Below are 15936 nucleotides of genomic sequence, written 5' to 3'. Positions count from 1 at the left end.
GCAGCCTCTTTGGGCTGCTTTATGCTGAAATAAGATTAAATGATTTATCTTCTGATCAATCACATCACTAGATGTATTTTCAATTCCGTAAATGAACCACAATATGATAAAGTGACTCCTGATTGAAATGGATATGATGACTTAGGAATAGATTGCTGCTAATGGATGACTTTCAAAAATTCTTAGAAACCACTGTTATCACTCAACAAGATTCGATCCAAGCATACGAATTAAGCACGGGTAAAGTCTGGTTAAAGAAAGCGTCTGAACGTCATGGGTTGTGGTTATATACTCCTTTAAAATGGTTAGCCAAAATATTTAACCTTGGTGCCATGATCCCTGTACCCAATCAAGGTGGGGCTGCTGCGATTCAATGTGAATATAAACGTATCCAACAACTCAAAACACTCGGGATTTCTACCCCGAATGTTTTAGCACTATCTGAAAAAGGGATTTTATTAGAAGATATTGGCTCGCAACATCAAAGCAAGGTTCAACAGCTTGACCAAACCTTAGCTAGTCTTAAAAGCAATCATGAAGCACAGTTTTTATTATTTACTCAAGCCATCCAAGCTATCCAAACTCTGCATTTGAAGGATGGATATTTAAGTGAAGCTTTTGCTCGTAATATTCTAGTGGATAAACAAAATCAGTTTAGTTTTATTGATTTTGAAACAGACCCACTTGATGTACTTAGCCTACATGATTGTTTTGTTCGAGACTGGTTGCTGTTTATTTTTTCAACTGCTTATCATTTTGAGTTTGAAAAATTAACTGAAGCGAGCCAAATTTTTCATAACGCTTTGCAGACTGAACCACAAGTCTATAAAGATATCTGTAAGGTCGGCAAACGCTTAAATTGGGTATTGCGCTTCAAAGTCAGTAAAGTGGGTAATGATGGAAAGCGTATTCAAAAGTGTGTGTTATTTCTACGTTATTTAAGAGATCACGCCGAATCCACAACGAGCTAAAAAAAGACTTTATTTATTTTCTAGCATCAAGTTTTGTGCTTATTTCATACAATTCTAGTTTCTTTGGTAATTTAACCAATACCGATAAACCACCCAAATCAAGGCTTTTCGATAACGTCAAAATGCCACCTAAGCGTTGAGTCGCCTTATCGACAATCGAAAGTCCAAGGCCACTCCCCACTTCTAAATGATGGTGGATCCGATAAAAGCGTTTCAATACTTCATCGTATTTTTCTGGCTCAATCCCAGCACCACTGTCTTCGATTTGGATATAAGCAAAGTCATCCGTATCACTAAAAACCGAAATATTAATAATGCCCTGATTAGGCGTGTACTTAATCGCATTGTCGATCAAATTAAAAATAATCGAATGTACTGTTGATTCAAGACTCTGCATTTCAATCAATTCATTGCGTACAAAACCTAAATCGATTTCTTTTTGCATCGCTAAATTGACCAATTGCTCAACACAGTTGAGCGCGACATCATTTAAGCGAAATTGTGTATTCGGCTCAATCAAACTCAGAGCCACGTCTTGTTTCGCCAGTGCTAAAAGCTGTGTGACCAAATGTTGGATTCGCGCTAAACCTTTACTTAAATTTTGTAAGGCATCATGTTCAGGAAACTGCTTAATCAAAATTCGCGTTTGTAAATTCAATGCAGTTACAGGGGTTCTCAGCTCATGTGCGGCATCCGCAATAAATTGTTTCTGCTCAGTTTGAGCATGTTGAATCCGCTCAAATAAACGATTCATTTCTTCAATCGTCGGCATAAGCTCTTGAGGATAATGATCACTATTAATCGGTGCTAGTCCATCCGAATCACGCTGAGTCAGTTCTGTCTTAAAATCATCCAAAGGCTTTAAGTTCAAACTAATAATAAAAGCCAAAACCAAGATCGCAATCGGCAATAACAGCAAATATGGCATAAACATGCTGCCCGCCAACTCCCACGCAAAGGTTTGGCGTACACTTTCACGTTGACTGACTTGAATCTGATAGTGTTTAAGTGGAATCACATAAACGCGCCAGTTTCCTTGATTGGTCTGCTGACTATAAAAACCAGCTTGTTTGACTGGCGGAAGCAATAACTGACTTGGATCAGATAAATGGTTGTGATCTTGATATGCCCAAATATCAACAAGTAGCGCTTCTTTATGATAATAATAGATTTCGTGCGATTCGATACGACTCGCCATACTTGGCACTGGACGAGTTGCGGATTGCTCTGCCATATACTGCATTTGCGTATCTAAAATCTTATCGACTTCATGCAACGAAATTTTGTAGGCGGCTAAAATCAATACACAACCCAACAATAGACTGAAAATCGAGGTTCCCCAGATCAGTCTTTTCTTGAGCGAATAATGCTTAGCCTTTTTCATCACGTTTATGCTTGCCCCAAACGATAACCCAAGCCACGTATGGTGCGAATAAAATCTTTGCCCAGCTTGGCACGCAAATGATGTACATAAACCTCAATGGTATTACTGGTCACTTCACTATCAAAATCATATAACTTATCTTCAAGATTTACTTTAGAGAAGATTTTATTGGGATGTGTGACCATCGGGATTAGAATCGCCCATTCACGATTAGACAACTCGATTTGTTGCCCCTTAAAGGTCGCCAAATGTTGTTCCACATCGAGTACCAACTCACCACATTTGAGTAGCTGCGACTGATTTTTTAGCTGAGCAGTATCCGAATGCCCTCTCCGCAATAATGCATGAATCCTTGCCAGCAACTCATCGAACTCATAAGGTTTAACCAAATAATCATCTGCACCTTGATTCAAACCATCCACACGGTTTTGCAATTGATCTCGTGCTGAAATAATTAATACTGGAATCGAAGTACGCTGACGAAGTTGTTTAAGAATCTGCATCCCATCCATCAAAGGCAAACCTAAATCCAATAACACCAAATCAAAAGCATGTTTGCTCAATAAAGCCAAGCCATCTACGCCATTGTTGACCCACTCCACATCAAACTGATGATATTGCAATAGCGTCAAAGTTGACTCTGCAATCATAAAATCATCTTCTATCATCAAGATTTTGGTCATGATTTCATCTCACCTTATGGATTCAAACATGTATCTAACATGTCATTTTTAGGGTTAATTATCTTACTTTTAATATCCAACAAGCTCAGCATGGTTGGAAATAAATTATCTTGGCTAAGCTCATCTTTGGCTTGCTGAGCGAGACACTGTACTTGTTTTTTTGGGTGTTGTTTCCATGCGTCAGAAAACCACATCAACATCGGGATATGCGTTTGTTGGGTGGGTGCAATCGCATAAGGCGCACCATGTAGATACATACCGCTTTCACCCGTTGACTCACCATGATCTGATAAATACCATAAAGCTGTTTGATATTGCGTTGTACTTTTTAGTGTTTTAATTAAAACATCTAAAATATGATCGGTATAAAGCAAACTGTTGTCATAACTGTTAATCAATTGTTCTCGTGTACACCCTTGAATGGCATTGGTTTCACAGGTTGGGTTAAACACTTTAAATTGTGACGGAACACGTCTGTAATAGGCTGGCCCATGGCTGCCGATTTGATGGAGTACGATTAATCGCGGTCGCTTGTCCTTTTGATCAAGTTCAGCTAAATAAACACCAAGGCTATCAACGAGAATATCATCTAGACATTCACCCTCATTACACCACTTCTGTTGTAAAGATTCAGGGATTTTAAACTGTTCAACACGATCACATGCCCCTTTACAGCCAGAATTATTATCAATCCAAGTGACTTGATAACCTGCGCGCTTTGCTATATCCAATAAGCCTTCGCGGTGACTCGCAAGCTGTTCATCATAGGCTTTTCTTGGCATGCCTGAAAACATACATGGAACGGAGACTGCGGTGGCTGTACCGCATGAACTGACTTGAGAAAAGTTTAGAATATCTTGCTTGGAGAGTTTTGGATTGGTCTCTTTTTCATAACCATTCAAGGAAAAGCTTTCGGCGCGTGCAGTCTCACCCACGACCAACACCATCAATTTCGGCAATGTTGATACACTCTTTGCCTGCATATTCGCGTCTTCACCATAGCTTAGCAACGCTAAATTCTGTTTCGGTGCTTTGTGCTTATAATACGATGCAACAGATGCGATCAGATTTTGTGGTGAAATCATTTCTTTCAAATCACGATTTTCACGAAAGATCGCTGAAAAATCGACATAAAAGATAAACAGTAAACCCGTAATCAATAGCAACGAAAGTACAAGAGAAACTGCTTTTTTCCAGATGTGTTGAAAAAACGATTCTGACTTCAATGTCACGGATAAAATCACAATAGTGGGCAATACCACTATGCCTAAGCCCCATATCACCAAATCCCAAGACCATATATCACGCACTTCTGCGATATCGGTTTGCATCAAATTCTGGATTTGGTCTGGCGTGATCAACACCCCTAAACTCGTCACTACATAGGAGGCAAAGCCACCCATCACCACCAATACAATCGCAAGCGGCTTAGCCGTCCATGTCCAACTGAAAATCTGCAAAATAAAGTAATATGCGGCTGCAACCACAATCACCGAAGCAGTGATGAACAATCCTGACTTGAACCCAGTATATGGCGTTAGTGCCTGTATTTTTTCATAGAATACAATATTCAAAAAAACACCTAACCAAATTGCAAGCATCAGATTGAATGCAAATAGTGAGATAGTCTTGGTCTTGATTTCCTGTGGCGGCATCACATTGTAAAATTCGATTTCTGAGCTGTTTAAATATAATTTAAGAAACTTAAAAATGACTTAAAGCTCTCTACGAAACTGGTGGCTATTCATATAAACAAAAAAGTCGAGGTTAACGTTAACCTCGACTTTTTATAACTTAAGTTTTGATAAATTTTAGAAGCTGTATTTAGCCATCAAGCCAACACGATTATCTTTATAAGACTTGCCATCGAAAGTTTCACGTTTACCATTGATATACTCTACCCCCATATCAATAGGTTTTACTGGCGTATAGATAAAGTTGATCCAAGCTTGTTGGACTTTTTCATTGGCGGTAGCATTGGCTTTGGCATAGTCTGTACCATCATCGGCGAAATGAGCACCGTATGCTAAAGTCGAACGCAAGTTTGGTAAAATCTTATAGGTTCCACCTACCTGCACTGCGATTACTTCATTCTGCTCAATATCATTATTCACTACTTTATAGGCTTTGTTACTACCATATAAATAACTACTATTACCTACAACATAAGAAGCATCAGCAAAAAGTTTTAAAGGATCAGAGACTTTAAAATCTGTACCTACAGCAACCCCCCAACCTGTTTTATCTCCACCTGTCGTTTCTGACTTATAGTTTTCGACTAAAGCTCGAGCTGAGGCAGAACCTTTGCCTTCTGCATAGCCTTGGATTAATTTGGCAGTGAATACTGGTAAACTGTATTTGACGCTATCATCTGTATCTACAAATGTAGTATTACCCCCTGCATCTTTCTTGGCGATTGTAGTTATACCAGAGCTATCGCCTTCTTCTGCTGAAACAAGTAATTGTGTAGTCGGGCTCAATTTGTAGTTATAACGTACTTGCGGAAGACGCTTTGTACCACCACCAATGTTGGTGGAGAAGTCAATCATTTCAGGTGCGTGGCTCGACAAGAAGTTAGAAGTCGTTTGACCAAAAAGCCAGTTGTTATAAGTTAAGTATGCATGGCGGATACGTAATGCTTCATTGGTGCCCGCGAAGTCTACTTCAACCTTCCCCCCAACCTTCGCATCACCAACTGGCGTGGTAAAATCTAAACCAAGACGCGTTGTTTTGGCTGTGGCTCGTAATTTATCTTTCGTTTCGCCAGTTGACTTACTTACAGCATTAAAATCATCGTCTGCACCTTCAATTATATAGTTCGCATCTCCCCGAACAAAACCATATAGGCTCACATCAGCACCTGTCTTAGATTTTAACGAAGCTAATGGAGAAACGGGTGCAGTTGCTTGAGGTTGTGTTTTAACTTCAGCTAACTGTACTTGCTGTTGTTGCTGTACTTGTTGCTGCTGTTGCTGCACTTGTCGTTGTTCTTGAACTAAAGCTTTTAATGCTTCAACTTCTTGACGAAGCTTTTGAATTTCTTCTTTATCCGAAGCTGCCGCATGTGCTCCACTCATCATCAAAGCGGTGACCGTAAGCGCTAAGCCTTTAATTACAAATGATTTACCATTAAAAAATAGTTCCATCAAAAACTCCTAATCTATATTTTATATTGCCTATCCATGCTAAGTTGATCTGCACTATTCCTAAGAACCGAAAAACCAACTGTCTTCCAAAGTATTGAGTTGCATGGATTTGGTTACTAAGTTTCTACCCTTACTTCTTTGAGTAACAAATCCTACACAGCACCTTTATCTTACAGAACGATTAAAAAATTATTTCATTATTCTTATTTAGACTTTAGGCTAATACCCAAGGGCGATGAGGTCTTGTAAATTTACTTAGCTATTCACATGATTTTACTAATTGTAGCTACACTACTCCTTTTGTTTTTTTATTCCTAATTCACATAAGTTATGTGTAGGGTCTGTTGACATTTCACAGATGCTTGCGACAGTGGACATTTTTTAGATGGTACAAGGCATGTTTTTCGAAATTTAGTCATTCTAAATGAGAAAGACATAACGTAGTAACAGCAAAAAATGTCCCTGTCCCATAGGGTTATGGCTAAAACTTCCCCAAACTTCGTTACGAAACTTGACAAGGGGATCGCCATTGCCTGCGTTTCATGCCTTGTTTGAGTCGTTTTTGCCTATAACGCAATGCATGGCTGAAATGTCAACAGACCCTAATTAAACTTGTATTTAAATGGCTAAAACATACACTTCACAGCATGCTTAAAAAGCATATCCAAAATATAAAAATGAGTTACCTCTAACATTAAAATATTTTATTTCAAACACTTATGATTATTCTTATGTAAAACTATTTTTTTCCACAAGTAAATCGGCATTAATGTAAATACACCAACAATCACAATAATAATCAAATAATGATAATAACCAAATAAATCCCCCAGTACACCACTGACCATGTACAGTGAACCGCTTACTGTCGCCATAATCGACACCTGAAAAGTAAAATCTGTTCCTGCAAATGCTTTGCGACTGTATTGCATAATCAAAGTCAACATCACCACCAGCAACATCGCAGAACAGGCATCTTCAAATGCATTGACTGCATATAACCACACGGGGCTAAGCTGATATTGCTGTTCATAGGCAAATGCTAAAAACACATAACCGATTAAACTACTGATTTTTAAAACTGAGAAAAAAATCAAGGCTGAGGGTCTGGAAACAGATCGAAGTAATACACCTGCAAGCCCTGCTCCGATGAGTGCCGCAACAGCACCAAACATGGTGATGTAAACCCCAATCTGCGAAAAGCTTAAACCCATATCAACCATTAAGGGTTTTAATAATGGCCCAGATAAACCATCTGCAACTTTAAAGCTCACTAAAATAATCAACCATGCTTTTAACTCTGCGGATGATTTAAAATAATTCAAATAGTTTTTAATGGCTTGAATAACCGAAGTTGCAACTGCATCAGGGTTATTTTGTTTGCTGGAATGTATTGGTTCTTGAAAAAACAAAACAGGCAGCGTATTCAAAAAAACCAATCCAGCCAATGTCAAAAAAGTCGCTTGCCAGTGTAGCCAGTCTAAGCCCCAAAGCACGGCCCCACCACCCACAATAAAACCAAGTCGCGAACCGATCACTTGAAAAGTGTTGCCCCAATGTTGCTGATCACTTTTTAGTAAATTTACAGCCAACGCATCTGTTGCAATATCTTGGGTTGCACCCGTTAGATTCATTAGAAAGAGTAATGCAAAGAAAATGAGTAAATAACTCGGTTGATCCAAGCTTTGGATCGGGAAAAATGAAAGGATAATTAGGATAATCACACTGCATAATTGCGTTGGGATGATCCAACTGCGGTACTGCCCTAAGCGCGACAATCCGATTCGATCAACAAAGGGTGCCCAAAAAATTTTAATCGCCCAAGGCAACATCAACAGACCAAAACCGCCAATATGTGCCAATGACACCCCTTGTGCTCTTAAAATCACAGGCAAAGCATGCGTCATAAAGCCAACAGGTAATCCCTGTGCCCAATATAAAGAAAATAACAGGACATAAACCTGCCGCATATTCGGCATTATTTGCATTCCTTTAGAGTTCAATCAGCGCGCCTAAGTATCTAATTCTTCCAGCATAGTGACAATAAAATCTTATTTTTTGCCAATGCAGCCGATTTAATCAGCGTTTAACATAAAATAAGTTGTCATTATATATCTTCATTTATGCCACAACATTTTCCTGATTTACCGCCACTCGTTCCACAACGCGGAACCGCGTCTAGTCGCGCTTTATGTAAAAAACTTTTTCTTCGCCAAGGCTGGAAGATCATAGGCGAAATCCCCAATCTACCCAAAGCCGTTGCAATTATCTCACCTCATACCTCGAATATTGATGGATGGTATGGTTTTCTAGCCATCGGCGGTCTAGGTTTAAAAGTCACTGTTTTAGGCAAAGATACTTTATTTAAACCGCCCTTTAAAGCTTTTCTCAAATGGGCTGGACTAGTGCCTGTACATCGTGACACTGCCCACGGTCTGACCGAACAAGTGGTTGCGACTATTCAACAATACGACAGAATATGGGTCGGGATGGCGCCTGAAGGTACACGAAAAAAAGCGGAGAAAATGAAAAGTGGTTTTTATCATATTGCACATGCGGCTAGTATCCCGATCGTCATGTTTGCCTTTGATTATGATCACAAAACTATTTATAGCTTAGGTGCTTTCACACCAACAGGACATTATCAGCAAGATCTTGAGCAGATCATGCAACACTATGTAGGTCACTTCTCTCCAAAGAATCCAGAATGGCTGGCCGAGCCATTACAAAAACTTGTGAAAAAAAACTAGAAAAAAAAGGGCAAATCTGATCTGATGTGCCCTTCCAATTGGTTAATTTATCTACACTCGATATGAATATTGCTCGACTGTCTTGTTTGGCACTTGTTAGCTTCACATTATTTGGCTGTGATCCCACTGCAAAAAAAACTGTCCCTACTCCAACGATTCAAGCGCGTGAGCCTGTCATTGCGATTGCCTTGGGCGGTGGTGGTGCGAAAGGCTTTGCCCATATAGGTGTAATTAAAGTACTGGAGTCACATGGAATTAAACCCAAAATTGTGACGGGAACCAGTGCAGGTAGCTTTGTTGGCAGTATTTATGCCAGTGGACAAACGCCTTATCAAATGCAAAATCTTGCACTCAAACTGCAAGAGTCTGATATCCGCGACTTAACCCTTAATAGCCAAGGATTCGTTCTGGGTCAAAAACTACAGAATTACGTCAACGCGCAAATTGGCAACAAACCGATTGAGAAATTTCCAATCCGTTTCGCAGCCGTTGCAACACGCTTAGATAATGGTAAAAAAGCCGAATTTATCAAAGGCAATGCGGGTCAGGCTGTACGTGCCTCTTGTAGTATTCCAAACGTATTTGTACCTGCGCTCATCGGGAATACGAAATATGTTGACGGTGGTTTAGTCAGTCCAATCCCTGTTAAAACAGCAAAAGATATGGGGGCTGATATTGTGATTGCAGTCGATATTTCTGCTCGCCCAACGGGTGATAAGCCTTTGAGCATGTGGGGGCTGTTAGATCAGACCATTAATATTATGGGGCAACACAGTATTAATGAAGAACTCAGACAAGCGACTGTGGTCATTCAACCCAAAGTAGGACATTTAGGCGTGCTTGATCTCAAATCGAGTAATCAAGCCATCCTAGAAGGCGAGAAAGCCGCTCAAGCGAAGATCGTCGCCATTCAAAATGCAATCACTGCTTTTAAGAAGTCACCTGCTGCATTAAAGCCTGCTCCAGCGCCTAAATTCTAAAAAAACAATCTTTTTATATTCATAAAGATAATGATCTGCTAGAGTATTGGAGGTGAATATTTATTCACCTCCAATACTTTAATAATGCGAGCAAATCTATGGAGTTTGTAGTTGAACCTTGGCACTGGTTTGTATTAGGGATTTTACTGATTCTTTCAGAATTGATCATACCTGCATTCGCCGCTTTATGGTTCGGCATCGCAGCAGTCATGGTCTGCATTTTATTGTGGCTTTTCCCGATGATGGGCTTTCCAACGCAGGTCATTACTTGGGGCATTTTATCTATTTTATGTACCATTCTTTGGTTCAAATTTATCAAGCCACTTTCAATAGATAAAACCAAAGCAGGACTATCTCGTGAAGCAACTATCGGGCAAGTTGGGATGGTCATCCAAACTGGGCTTGAGCACGAACAAATTTTAGTCCGCTTTTCACTCCCTGTATTGGGTTCTGATGAATGGCATTGTCGCTGTACAACGCCAGTCAAAGTGGGTGATCGTGTTCGAGTAATTGATATTTTGGGCAATGATTTAGTCGTCCAACCACACTGCATTTCATAAACAAAAAAGAGGGTTTCAAATGTCTGTCGGTACTATAGTTGTCATTGCGTTTTTAGCATTTGTTGCGACAACCATTTTCAAAGGGGTACGTCTCGTTCCTCAAGGTTACAAATGGATTGTTCAACGATTGGGTAAATACCATACCACTTTACGTCCTGGTCTAAATTTCGTTATTCCTTATATTGACGAAGTCGCTTATAAAATCACCACCAAAGATATTGTTTTGGATATTCCGTCGCAAGAAGTGATTACTCGTGACAATGCTGTTTTAGTGATGAATGCTGTGGCATATATCAATATTACAACACCTGAAAAAGCAGTCTATGGTATTGAGAACTATACTTGGGCGATTCAGAACATGGTTCAAACTTCACTTCGTTCAATCGCTGGTGAAATGGCTTTAGATGATGCTTTGTCTTCTCGTGATCAGATCAAGGCAAAACTTAAAGCAGCCATTTCTGATGATATTGCAGATTGGGGAATTACCCTTAAAACTGTTGAGATCCAAGATATTCAACCATCACATACCATGCAATCTGCAATGGAAGCTCAAGCAGCTGCTGAACGTCAACGTCGTGCAACCGTAACCAAAGCTGATGGTGAGAAACAAGCGGCGATCTTAGAAGCGGACGGTCGTTTAGAAGCATCTCGTCGTGACGCAGAAGCACAAGTTGTTCTTGCTGAAGCATCAAAACGTGCCATTGAAATGGTCACCAGTGCTGTTGGCGACAAAGAAACGCCTGTCGCTTACTTGCTTGGTGAACAATATGTGAAAGCAATGCAAGAGTTAGCTAAATCAAGCAATGCCAAAACAGTGGTATTGCCTGCTGACGTCTTGAATACGATTCGTGGATTGATGGGTAAACACTAAACTTGTCTCTACCGATATCCTCAAAAACAGCCTACGGGCTGTTTTTTTATTGGGCCTTCAAACGTTTTTGATCTTTGAGTGGAAGCTTTTTCACGACGAGCGTATAAGAATCATGAATCAAATCGGTTAGTAAGTCGTAGCTGAGTAAATCGTTTGCAACAATAGAAATCCAGTGTTTTTTATTCATGTGATAGCCAAGTTTAATAAAAGAATATAATTCTTGGTATTCTAGAATCTTATATGGATCACATTTTACATTGACCATTTTGACACCATTCACTTCAGCCGTGAGCAAGAAGATTTTACCTAGAATCTTAAAAACTTCATAATCAGGTCCGAAAGGCTGGGCAAAAGGAAGTTGTGCTGCAATCTCTAGTGCCTCTTGATGTAACTGCTCTCCATTCATGAGATGCTCCTCGATGAATTTATCCCAATCGGCAAGATCATTAAAATGACAAAAAATTAGCTTTTTCGTGCAAGCAGGAAATGTGAAATCTCCAACAACTCCCGAGCTTGATCACCAAAGTGTGCTAAGGCCTCAAAAGCTTGATCATGCAAAGTTTGAGCATAAGCTTGGGCTTGTTCTAATCCCATAAGCGCAGGATAAGTCGATTTTTGAACCTGCTCATCTTTACCCGCCGTTTTACCTAAAGTTTCTGTGCTTGCGGTAATATCCAAAATATCGTCTTGCACTTGGAAAGCCAGACCAACGGCCTGTCCAAACTGACGTAATTTAGGAATCGCCTGATCCGTCCCTGCAAAAATCGTCACTGCACCCATCATAATTGCAGCCTGAATCAACGCCCCAGTTTTATTGCGATGAATATTTTCCAATTCAGCTTGATCGACCATTCGAGCTTCAGCTTGGATATCTAAAACCTGTCCGCAAACCATTTTTGAGCTGGCTGTTGCTAAAATCTGAACTTGTTTAAGCACAATCGCTGCATCTGTTCCCTGTCCTTGCTCATCGAACAAACGACTGCCCAAAATCTCAAATGCCATCGATTGTAAAATATCACCCGCCAACAAAGCAGTATCTTCGCCAAAAGCGACATGACAAGTTGGTTGTCCACGGCGCAATAGATCATTATCCATACATGGCAAATCATCGTGTGCCAATGAATAACAATGAATCAGTTCTACTGCAACAGCCGCACGACGAGCAGCGGCAAAATTAGGGTTGGGTTGTAATGAAGCAGTTGCATAGCACAAAGCAGGACGAACACGCTTTCCACCCAACATCACGGTGTGGTGAACTGCTGCTTTTAAAGGTTCTGGAATTGAAAACGCAGCCAATGCGGTCAATAAATCTTGTTGAATACGTTGTTGAGCTTGTTTTAAAACATCCGCATTAACTTGAGAAATAGATGACACAATTGCCTCGGGAAATCTGAATGGAAGAATAAAATGACAAGACACTTTAGCCTGTCAGAATGGCGATATCATAACATTATTTATGATCCTAAATTGTGTTTGAATTTTTAATCAAATCAAAATAATAAAGTCCCCGAAAATGGAGACTTTATCTAACATCACGCAATGAATTTAGAACGTATCACCAGGTACACGTACCCAACCTTCCATTAACACACGCGCACTACGGCTCATAATGGCTTTTTTCACAGCCCATTTTCCATTGATAAATTCAGCCTGAGCGCCAACACGAAGCGTGCCTGATGGATGGCCAAAGCGAACCGCTTCTCGCTCAGTACCACCAGCAGCCAAATTGACCAAAGTACCTGGAATCGCAGCCGCAGTACCAATTGCAACAGCCGCAGTTCCCATCATGGCATGATGTAATTTACCCATAGAAAGCGCACGAACCAGTAAATCAACGTCAGCTGCTTCAACAGTTTTACCGCTTGAAGATGGATAGGTTTTAGGTTGAGAGACGAAAGCAATCTTCGGGGTGTGCTGACGTGATGCAGCTTCAGAAATATCTTTAAACAGCCCCATTTGAACTGCACCATAAGCACGAATCTTTTCAAAACGAGCCAATGCAGCGGCATCTCCATTGATATGATCTTGTAACTCTGTACCTTGATAACCAATATCTTCTGCATTCAGAAATATCGTTGGAATACCTGCATTAATGAATGTCGCTGGAAAAGTCCCAACCTCAGGAACATCGAGTTGATCAACGACATTTCCTGTAGGGAACATATCGCCACCTTCTTCACCATCATCAGCAGGGTCTAAAAATTCAATTTGAACCTCTGCTGCGGGGAAAGTCACGCCATCTAGCTCAAAATCACCTGTTTCCTGCACTTGGCCATTGGTGATAGGTACATGCGCAATAATGGTTTTTTGGATATTTTTCTGCCAAATACGTACCGTACATATCCCATTTTCAGGAATACGATCTGCTTCGACCAAACCATTTGAAATCGCAAATGACCCCACGGCAGCAGTGAGATTGCCACAGTTACCACTCCAATCTACGAAAGGTTGATCAATGGAGACTTGCCCAAATAAATAATCCACATCATGGTTTGGCTCTGAACTTTTTGCCAAAATCACCGTTTTACTGGTACTCGAAGTTGCTCCACCCATCCCATCAATTTGTTTGCCATATGGATCTGGGCTACCAATAACACGTAAAAGCAGTAAATCACGTGCTTTACCAGCGACTTGTGCCGCTTCTGGTAAATCATCCAATTTGAAAAACACACCTTTGCTTGTACCACCACGCATATAGGTTGCTGGGACTTTAATCTGTGGAACTGAACTCATGTTAATTTCATCCTTTTATCATGTTCTTGGTACAAAATGTTGCATCTAAAACTACGGTATAGCGATATACCCTATTTTTCTAAGTCTAAGGTCAGGGTTAAAATCTACTCTGTATATTCTGCATATTGAGATAATTTAACAATGGCAACAAAATAAAAAAATGTGATCTAAACAGCAAAACAGTGGTTTGGTTGCTCAAATATTCTTCTCCCACCATTTTACCGTCAATTCAAATATATGATTTTAAAATATTTTTCCAAACTACTTTCCAGTCATAGCCTTGCTGTACTTTTACTAGGCGAAAATCTTTCAATCTATTAGAATAATCCACTTATTCCTCGTCGAGCTCAGTCCTTTGAACAACGATTCCTCTCAACTTCAGCGTGGACTAAAAAACCGTCATATCCAACTCATCGCAATGGGTGGGGCAATTGGTACGGGGTTATTTTTAGGTTCTGCACAAGTGATCCAGTCTGCTGGACCATCTATTATTTTAGGTTATGCGATTGGCGGTTTGATTGCTTTTCTAATCATGCGTCAACTCGGTGAAATGATCGTCGAAGAACCAGTTGCAGGTTCATTTAGTCATTTTGCATATCAATATTGGGGTAAATTTCCAGGCTTTTTGTCTGGTTGGAACTATTGGGTCCTTTATATTTTAGTTGCCATGGCGGAACTCACCGCTGTCGCAAAATACATTAGTTACTGGTGGCCTCATATTCCAGCTTGGGCTTCCGTCTTATTTTTCTTTGTGGTCATCACCGCAGTCAACTTAACCAATGTCAAATTCTACGGCGAGTCAGAATTTTGGTTAGCAATCATCAAAGTCACCGCAGTAATTGCCATGATTCTTTTTGGTTTGTTCTTGATTGCGACTGCTGATGCAAATTCAACCGCTTCATTTAGTAATCTTTGGACCCATGGCGGCTTCTTCCCAAATGGTTTTGAAGGCTTATTCTTCATGTTGGCTTTCCTGATGTTCGCTTTTGGTGGTATTGAACTGATCGGAATGGCGGCGGCTGAAGCGAAAGATCCAAAGAAAACAATTCCGAAAGCCATTAACCAAGTCGTGTTTCGTATCCTGATTTTCTATATCGGTTCATTAACGATTTTACTATCGCTTGTACCGTGGAATCAGCTTGACTTAGGTGGTTTGGATAAAAGCCCATTTGTAATGATTTTTAGTCAGATGGGGATCGGCTGGGCTGCTCATTTATTGAATTTTATTATTTTAACAGCAGCACTCTCGGTTTATAACAGTGGTATGTATGCCAATAGCCGTATGTTGTTTGGTTTAGCTCAACAAGGTAATGCACCGAAGGTATTTGCCAAAACCAACAAACAAGGCGTACCAATCCCTGCTGTTTTACTCTCTGCGTTATTGATCTTTGGCTGCGTACTCTTGAACTACTTTGTGCCAGAAGAAGCACTTGGCCATTTGATGTATGTCGTTGTCGGCGCTTTAGTTTTAAACTGGGCAATGATTAGCTTAACGCACTTGAAGTTTAAGGCGATGGTAAAACAGAAAGACCTAAAAACCAGCTTCCCTGCGCTTTGGTCACCTTTTAGTAACTATCTAGTTTTAGCATTTATTGCTGTAGTTCTCTATATCATGTGGCAGCAAGGCTTTAAAGAATCTGTGTTGATGATCCCAATCTGGATTGTATTGATGTTTGTTCTTTATAAAGCACTAAATCTTAAAGGCAAATAAGGCAATTGGTCGGTTTGATCAAAAGTGATTGCTTCGGCAATCACTTTTTTGTTTATAATCATTGCACTATGCGCTCATAGCTTAACTGGATAAAGCAGTTGCCTCCTAAGCGACCGACGTGGGTTCGAGTCCCGCTGAGCGTACCAA

General features: G+C 40.2%; 14 protein-coding genes and 1 tRNA gene. 7 read left to right on the top strand and 8 right to left on the bottom strand.

The genetic code is table 11. The features are described 5' to 3' along the window. Positions 1 to 161 precede the first annotated feature (161 nt). Positions 162 to 971, top strand: coding sequence for a hypothetical protein (locus J2Y37_RS04280; RefSeq protein ID WP_349031987.1), 810 nt, complete (start codon positions 162 to 164; stop codon positions 969 to 971). A 13-nt stretch (positions 972 to 984) separates the two neighbouring features. Here the strand turns inward: J2Y37_RS04280 and J2Y37_RS04275 are convergent, their stop codons facing one another. From J2Y37_RS04275 to J2Y37_RS04255, 5 genes are all read right to left on the bottom strand, one after another. Then, entirely contained in the window at positions 985 to 2355 is a 1371-nt protein-coding gene (locus J2Y37_RS04275) for an ATP-binding protein (protein WP_349031986.1), read from the bottom strand. A gap of 5 nt (positions 2356 to 2360) precedes the next feature. After that, entirely contained in the window at positions 2361 to 3038 is a 678-nt protein-coding gene (locus J2Y37_RS04270; protein ID WP_004669301.1) for a DNA-binding response regulator PmrA, read from the bottom strand. Positions 3039 to 3052: 14 nt separating this feature from the next. Next, positions 3053 to 4693, bottom strand: coding sequence for a phosphoethanolamine--lipid A transferase (locus J2Y37_RS04265; protein WP_349032016.1), 1641 nt, complete (start codon positions 4691 to 4693; stop codon positions 3053 to 3055). 156 nt (positions 4694 to 4849) lie between these two features. Continuing rightward, positions 4850 to 6184 (bottom strand): DcaP family trimeric outer membrane transporter, encoded by a 1335-nt coding sequence (locus tag J2Y37_RS04260; RefSeq protein ID WP_349031985.1) that lies wholly within the window; start codon positions 6182 to 6184, stop codon positions 4850 to 4852. A gap of 704 nt (positions 6185 to 6888) precedes the next feature. Continuing rightward, positions 6889 to 8163 (bottom strand): MFS transporter, encoded by a 1275-nt coding sequence (locus J2Y37_RS04255; RefSeq protein ID WP_349031984.1) that lies wholly within the window; start codon positions 8161 to 8163, stop codon positions 6889 to 6891. A gap of 144 nt (positions 8164 to 8307) precedes the next feature. Here J2Y37_RS04255 and J2Y37_RS04250 point away from each other — a divergent pair, with 144 nt between their 5' ends. The 4 genes from J2Y37_RS04250 (at position 8308) to J2Y37_RS04235 (ending at position 11345) form a co-directional block, all read left to right on the top strand. After that, on the top strand, positions 8308 to 8934 hold the full coding sequence (locus tag J2Y37_RS04250) for a 1-acyl-sn-glycerol-3-phosphate acyltransferase (protein ID WP_349031983.1): 627 nt from the start codon (positions 8308 to 8310) through the stop codon (positions 8932 to 8934). A gap of 38 nt (positions 8935 to 8972) precedes the next feature. Then, complete coding sequence (locus J2Y37_RS04245) at positions 8973 to 9914, top strand: patatin-like phospholipase family protein (RefSeq protein ID WP_349031982.1); 942 nt, start codon at positions 8973 to 8975, stop codon at positions 9912 to 9914. A 98-nt stretch (positions 9915 to 10012) separates the two neighbouring features. Beyond that, positions 10013 to 10474, top strand: a complete 462-nt coding sequence (locus J2Y37_RS04240) for an NfeD family protein (protein WP_004669312.1) — start codon at positions 10013 to 10015, stop codon at positions 10472 to 10474. Positions 10475 to 10493: 19 nt separating this feature from the next. Continuing rightward, complete coding sequence (locus J2Y37_RS04235) at positions 10494 to 11345, top strand: SPFH domain-containing protein (protein ID WP_004669314.1); 852 nt, start codon at positions 10494 to 10496, stop codon at positions 11343 to 11345. 46 nt (positions 11346 to 11391) lie between these two features. Here the strand turns inward: J2Y37_RS04235 and J2Y37_RS04230 are convergent, their stop codons facing one another. The 3 genes from J2Y37_RS04230 to prpF all read right to left on the bottom strand — a co-directional run bounded on the left by J2Y37_RS04230 (position 11392) and on the right by prpF (position 14078). Further along, positions 11392 to 11751 (bottom strand): MmcQ/YjbR family DNA-binding protein, encoded by a 360-nt coding sequence (locus J2Y37_RS04230; protein WP_349031981.1) that lies wholly within the window; start codon positions 11749 to 11751, stop codon positions 11392 to 11394. 56 nt (positions 11752 to 11807) lie between these two features. Next, positions 11808 to 12719, bottom strand: a complete 912-nt coding sequence (locus J2Y37_RS04225; RefSeq protein WP_349031980.1) for a polyprenyl synthetase family protein — start codon at positions 12717 to 12719, stop codon at positions 11808 to 11810. Positions 12720 to 12890: 171 nt separating this feature from the next. Beyond that, on the bottom strand, positions 12891 to 14078 hold the full coding sequence (gene prpF / locus J2Y37_RS04220) for a 2-methylaconitate cis-trans isomerase PrpF (protein ID WP_349031979.1): 1188 nt from the start codon (positions 14076 to 14078) through the stop codon (positions 12891 to 12893). A 355-nt stretch (positions 14079 to 14433) separates the two neighbouring features. Between prpF and J2Y37_RS04215 the strand changes: the two genes are divergently transcribed. Together J2Y37_RS04215 and J2Y37_RS04210 are read left to right on the top strand one after the other, a co-directional pair. Continuing rightward, positions 14434 to 15789, top strand: coding sequence for an amino acid permease (locus J2Y37_RS04215; RefSeq protein WP_349031978.1), 1356 nt, complete (start codon positions 14434 to 14436; stop codon positions 15787 to 15789). A 70-nt stretch (positions 15790 to 15859) separates the two neighbouring features. Beyond that, positions 15860 to 15935 (top strand) — tRNA-Arg (locus tag J2Y37_RS04210). Position 15936: the final 1 nt, after the last annotated feature.

Origin of the sequence: Acinetobacter sp. 3657, assembly GCF_031456775.1 — a bacterium.
In the GTDB taxonomy this organism is placed as follows: domain Bacteria; phylum Pseudomonadota; class Gammaproteobacteria; order Pseudomonadales; family Moraxellaceae; genus Acinetobacter.
The sequence above is the reverse complement of the archived record's forward strand: the minus strand, read 5'-3'. Positions and strand labels throughout refer to the sequence as shown.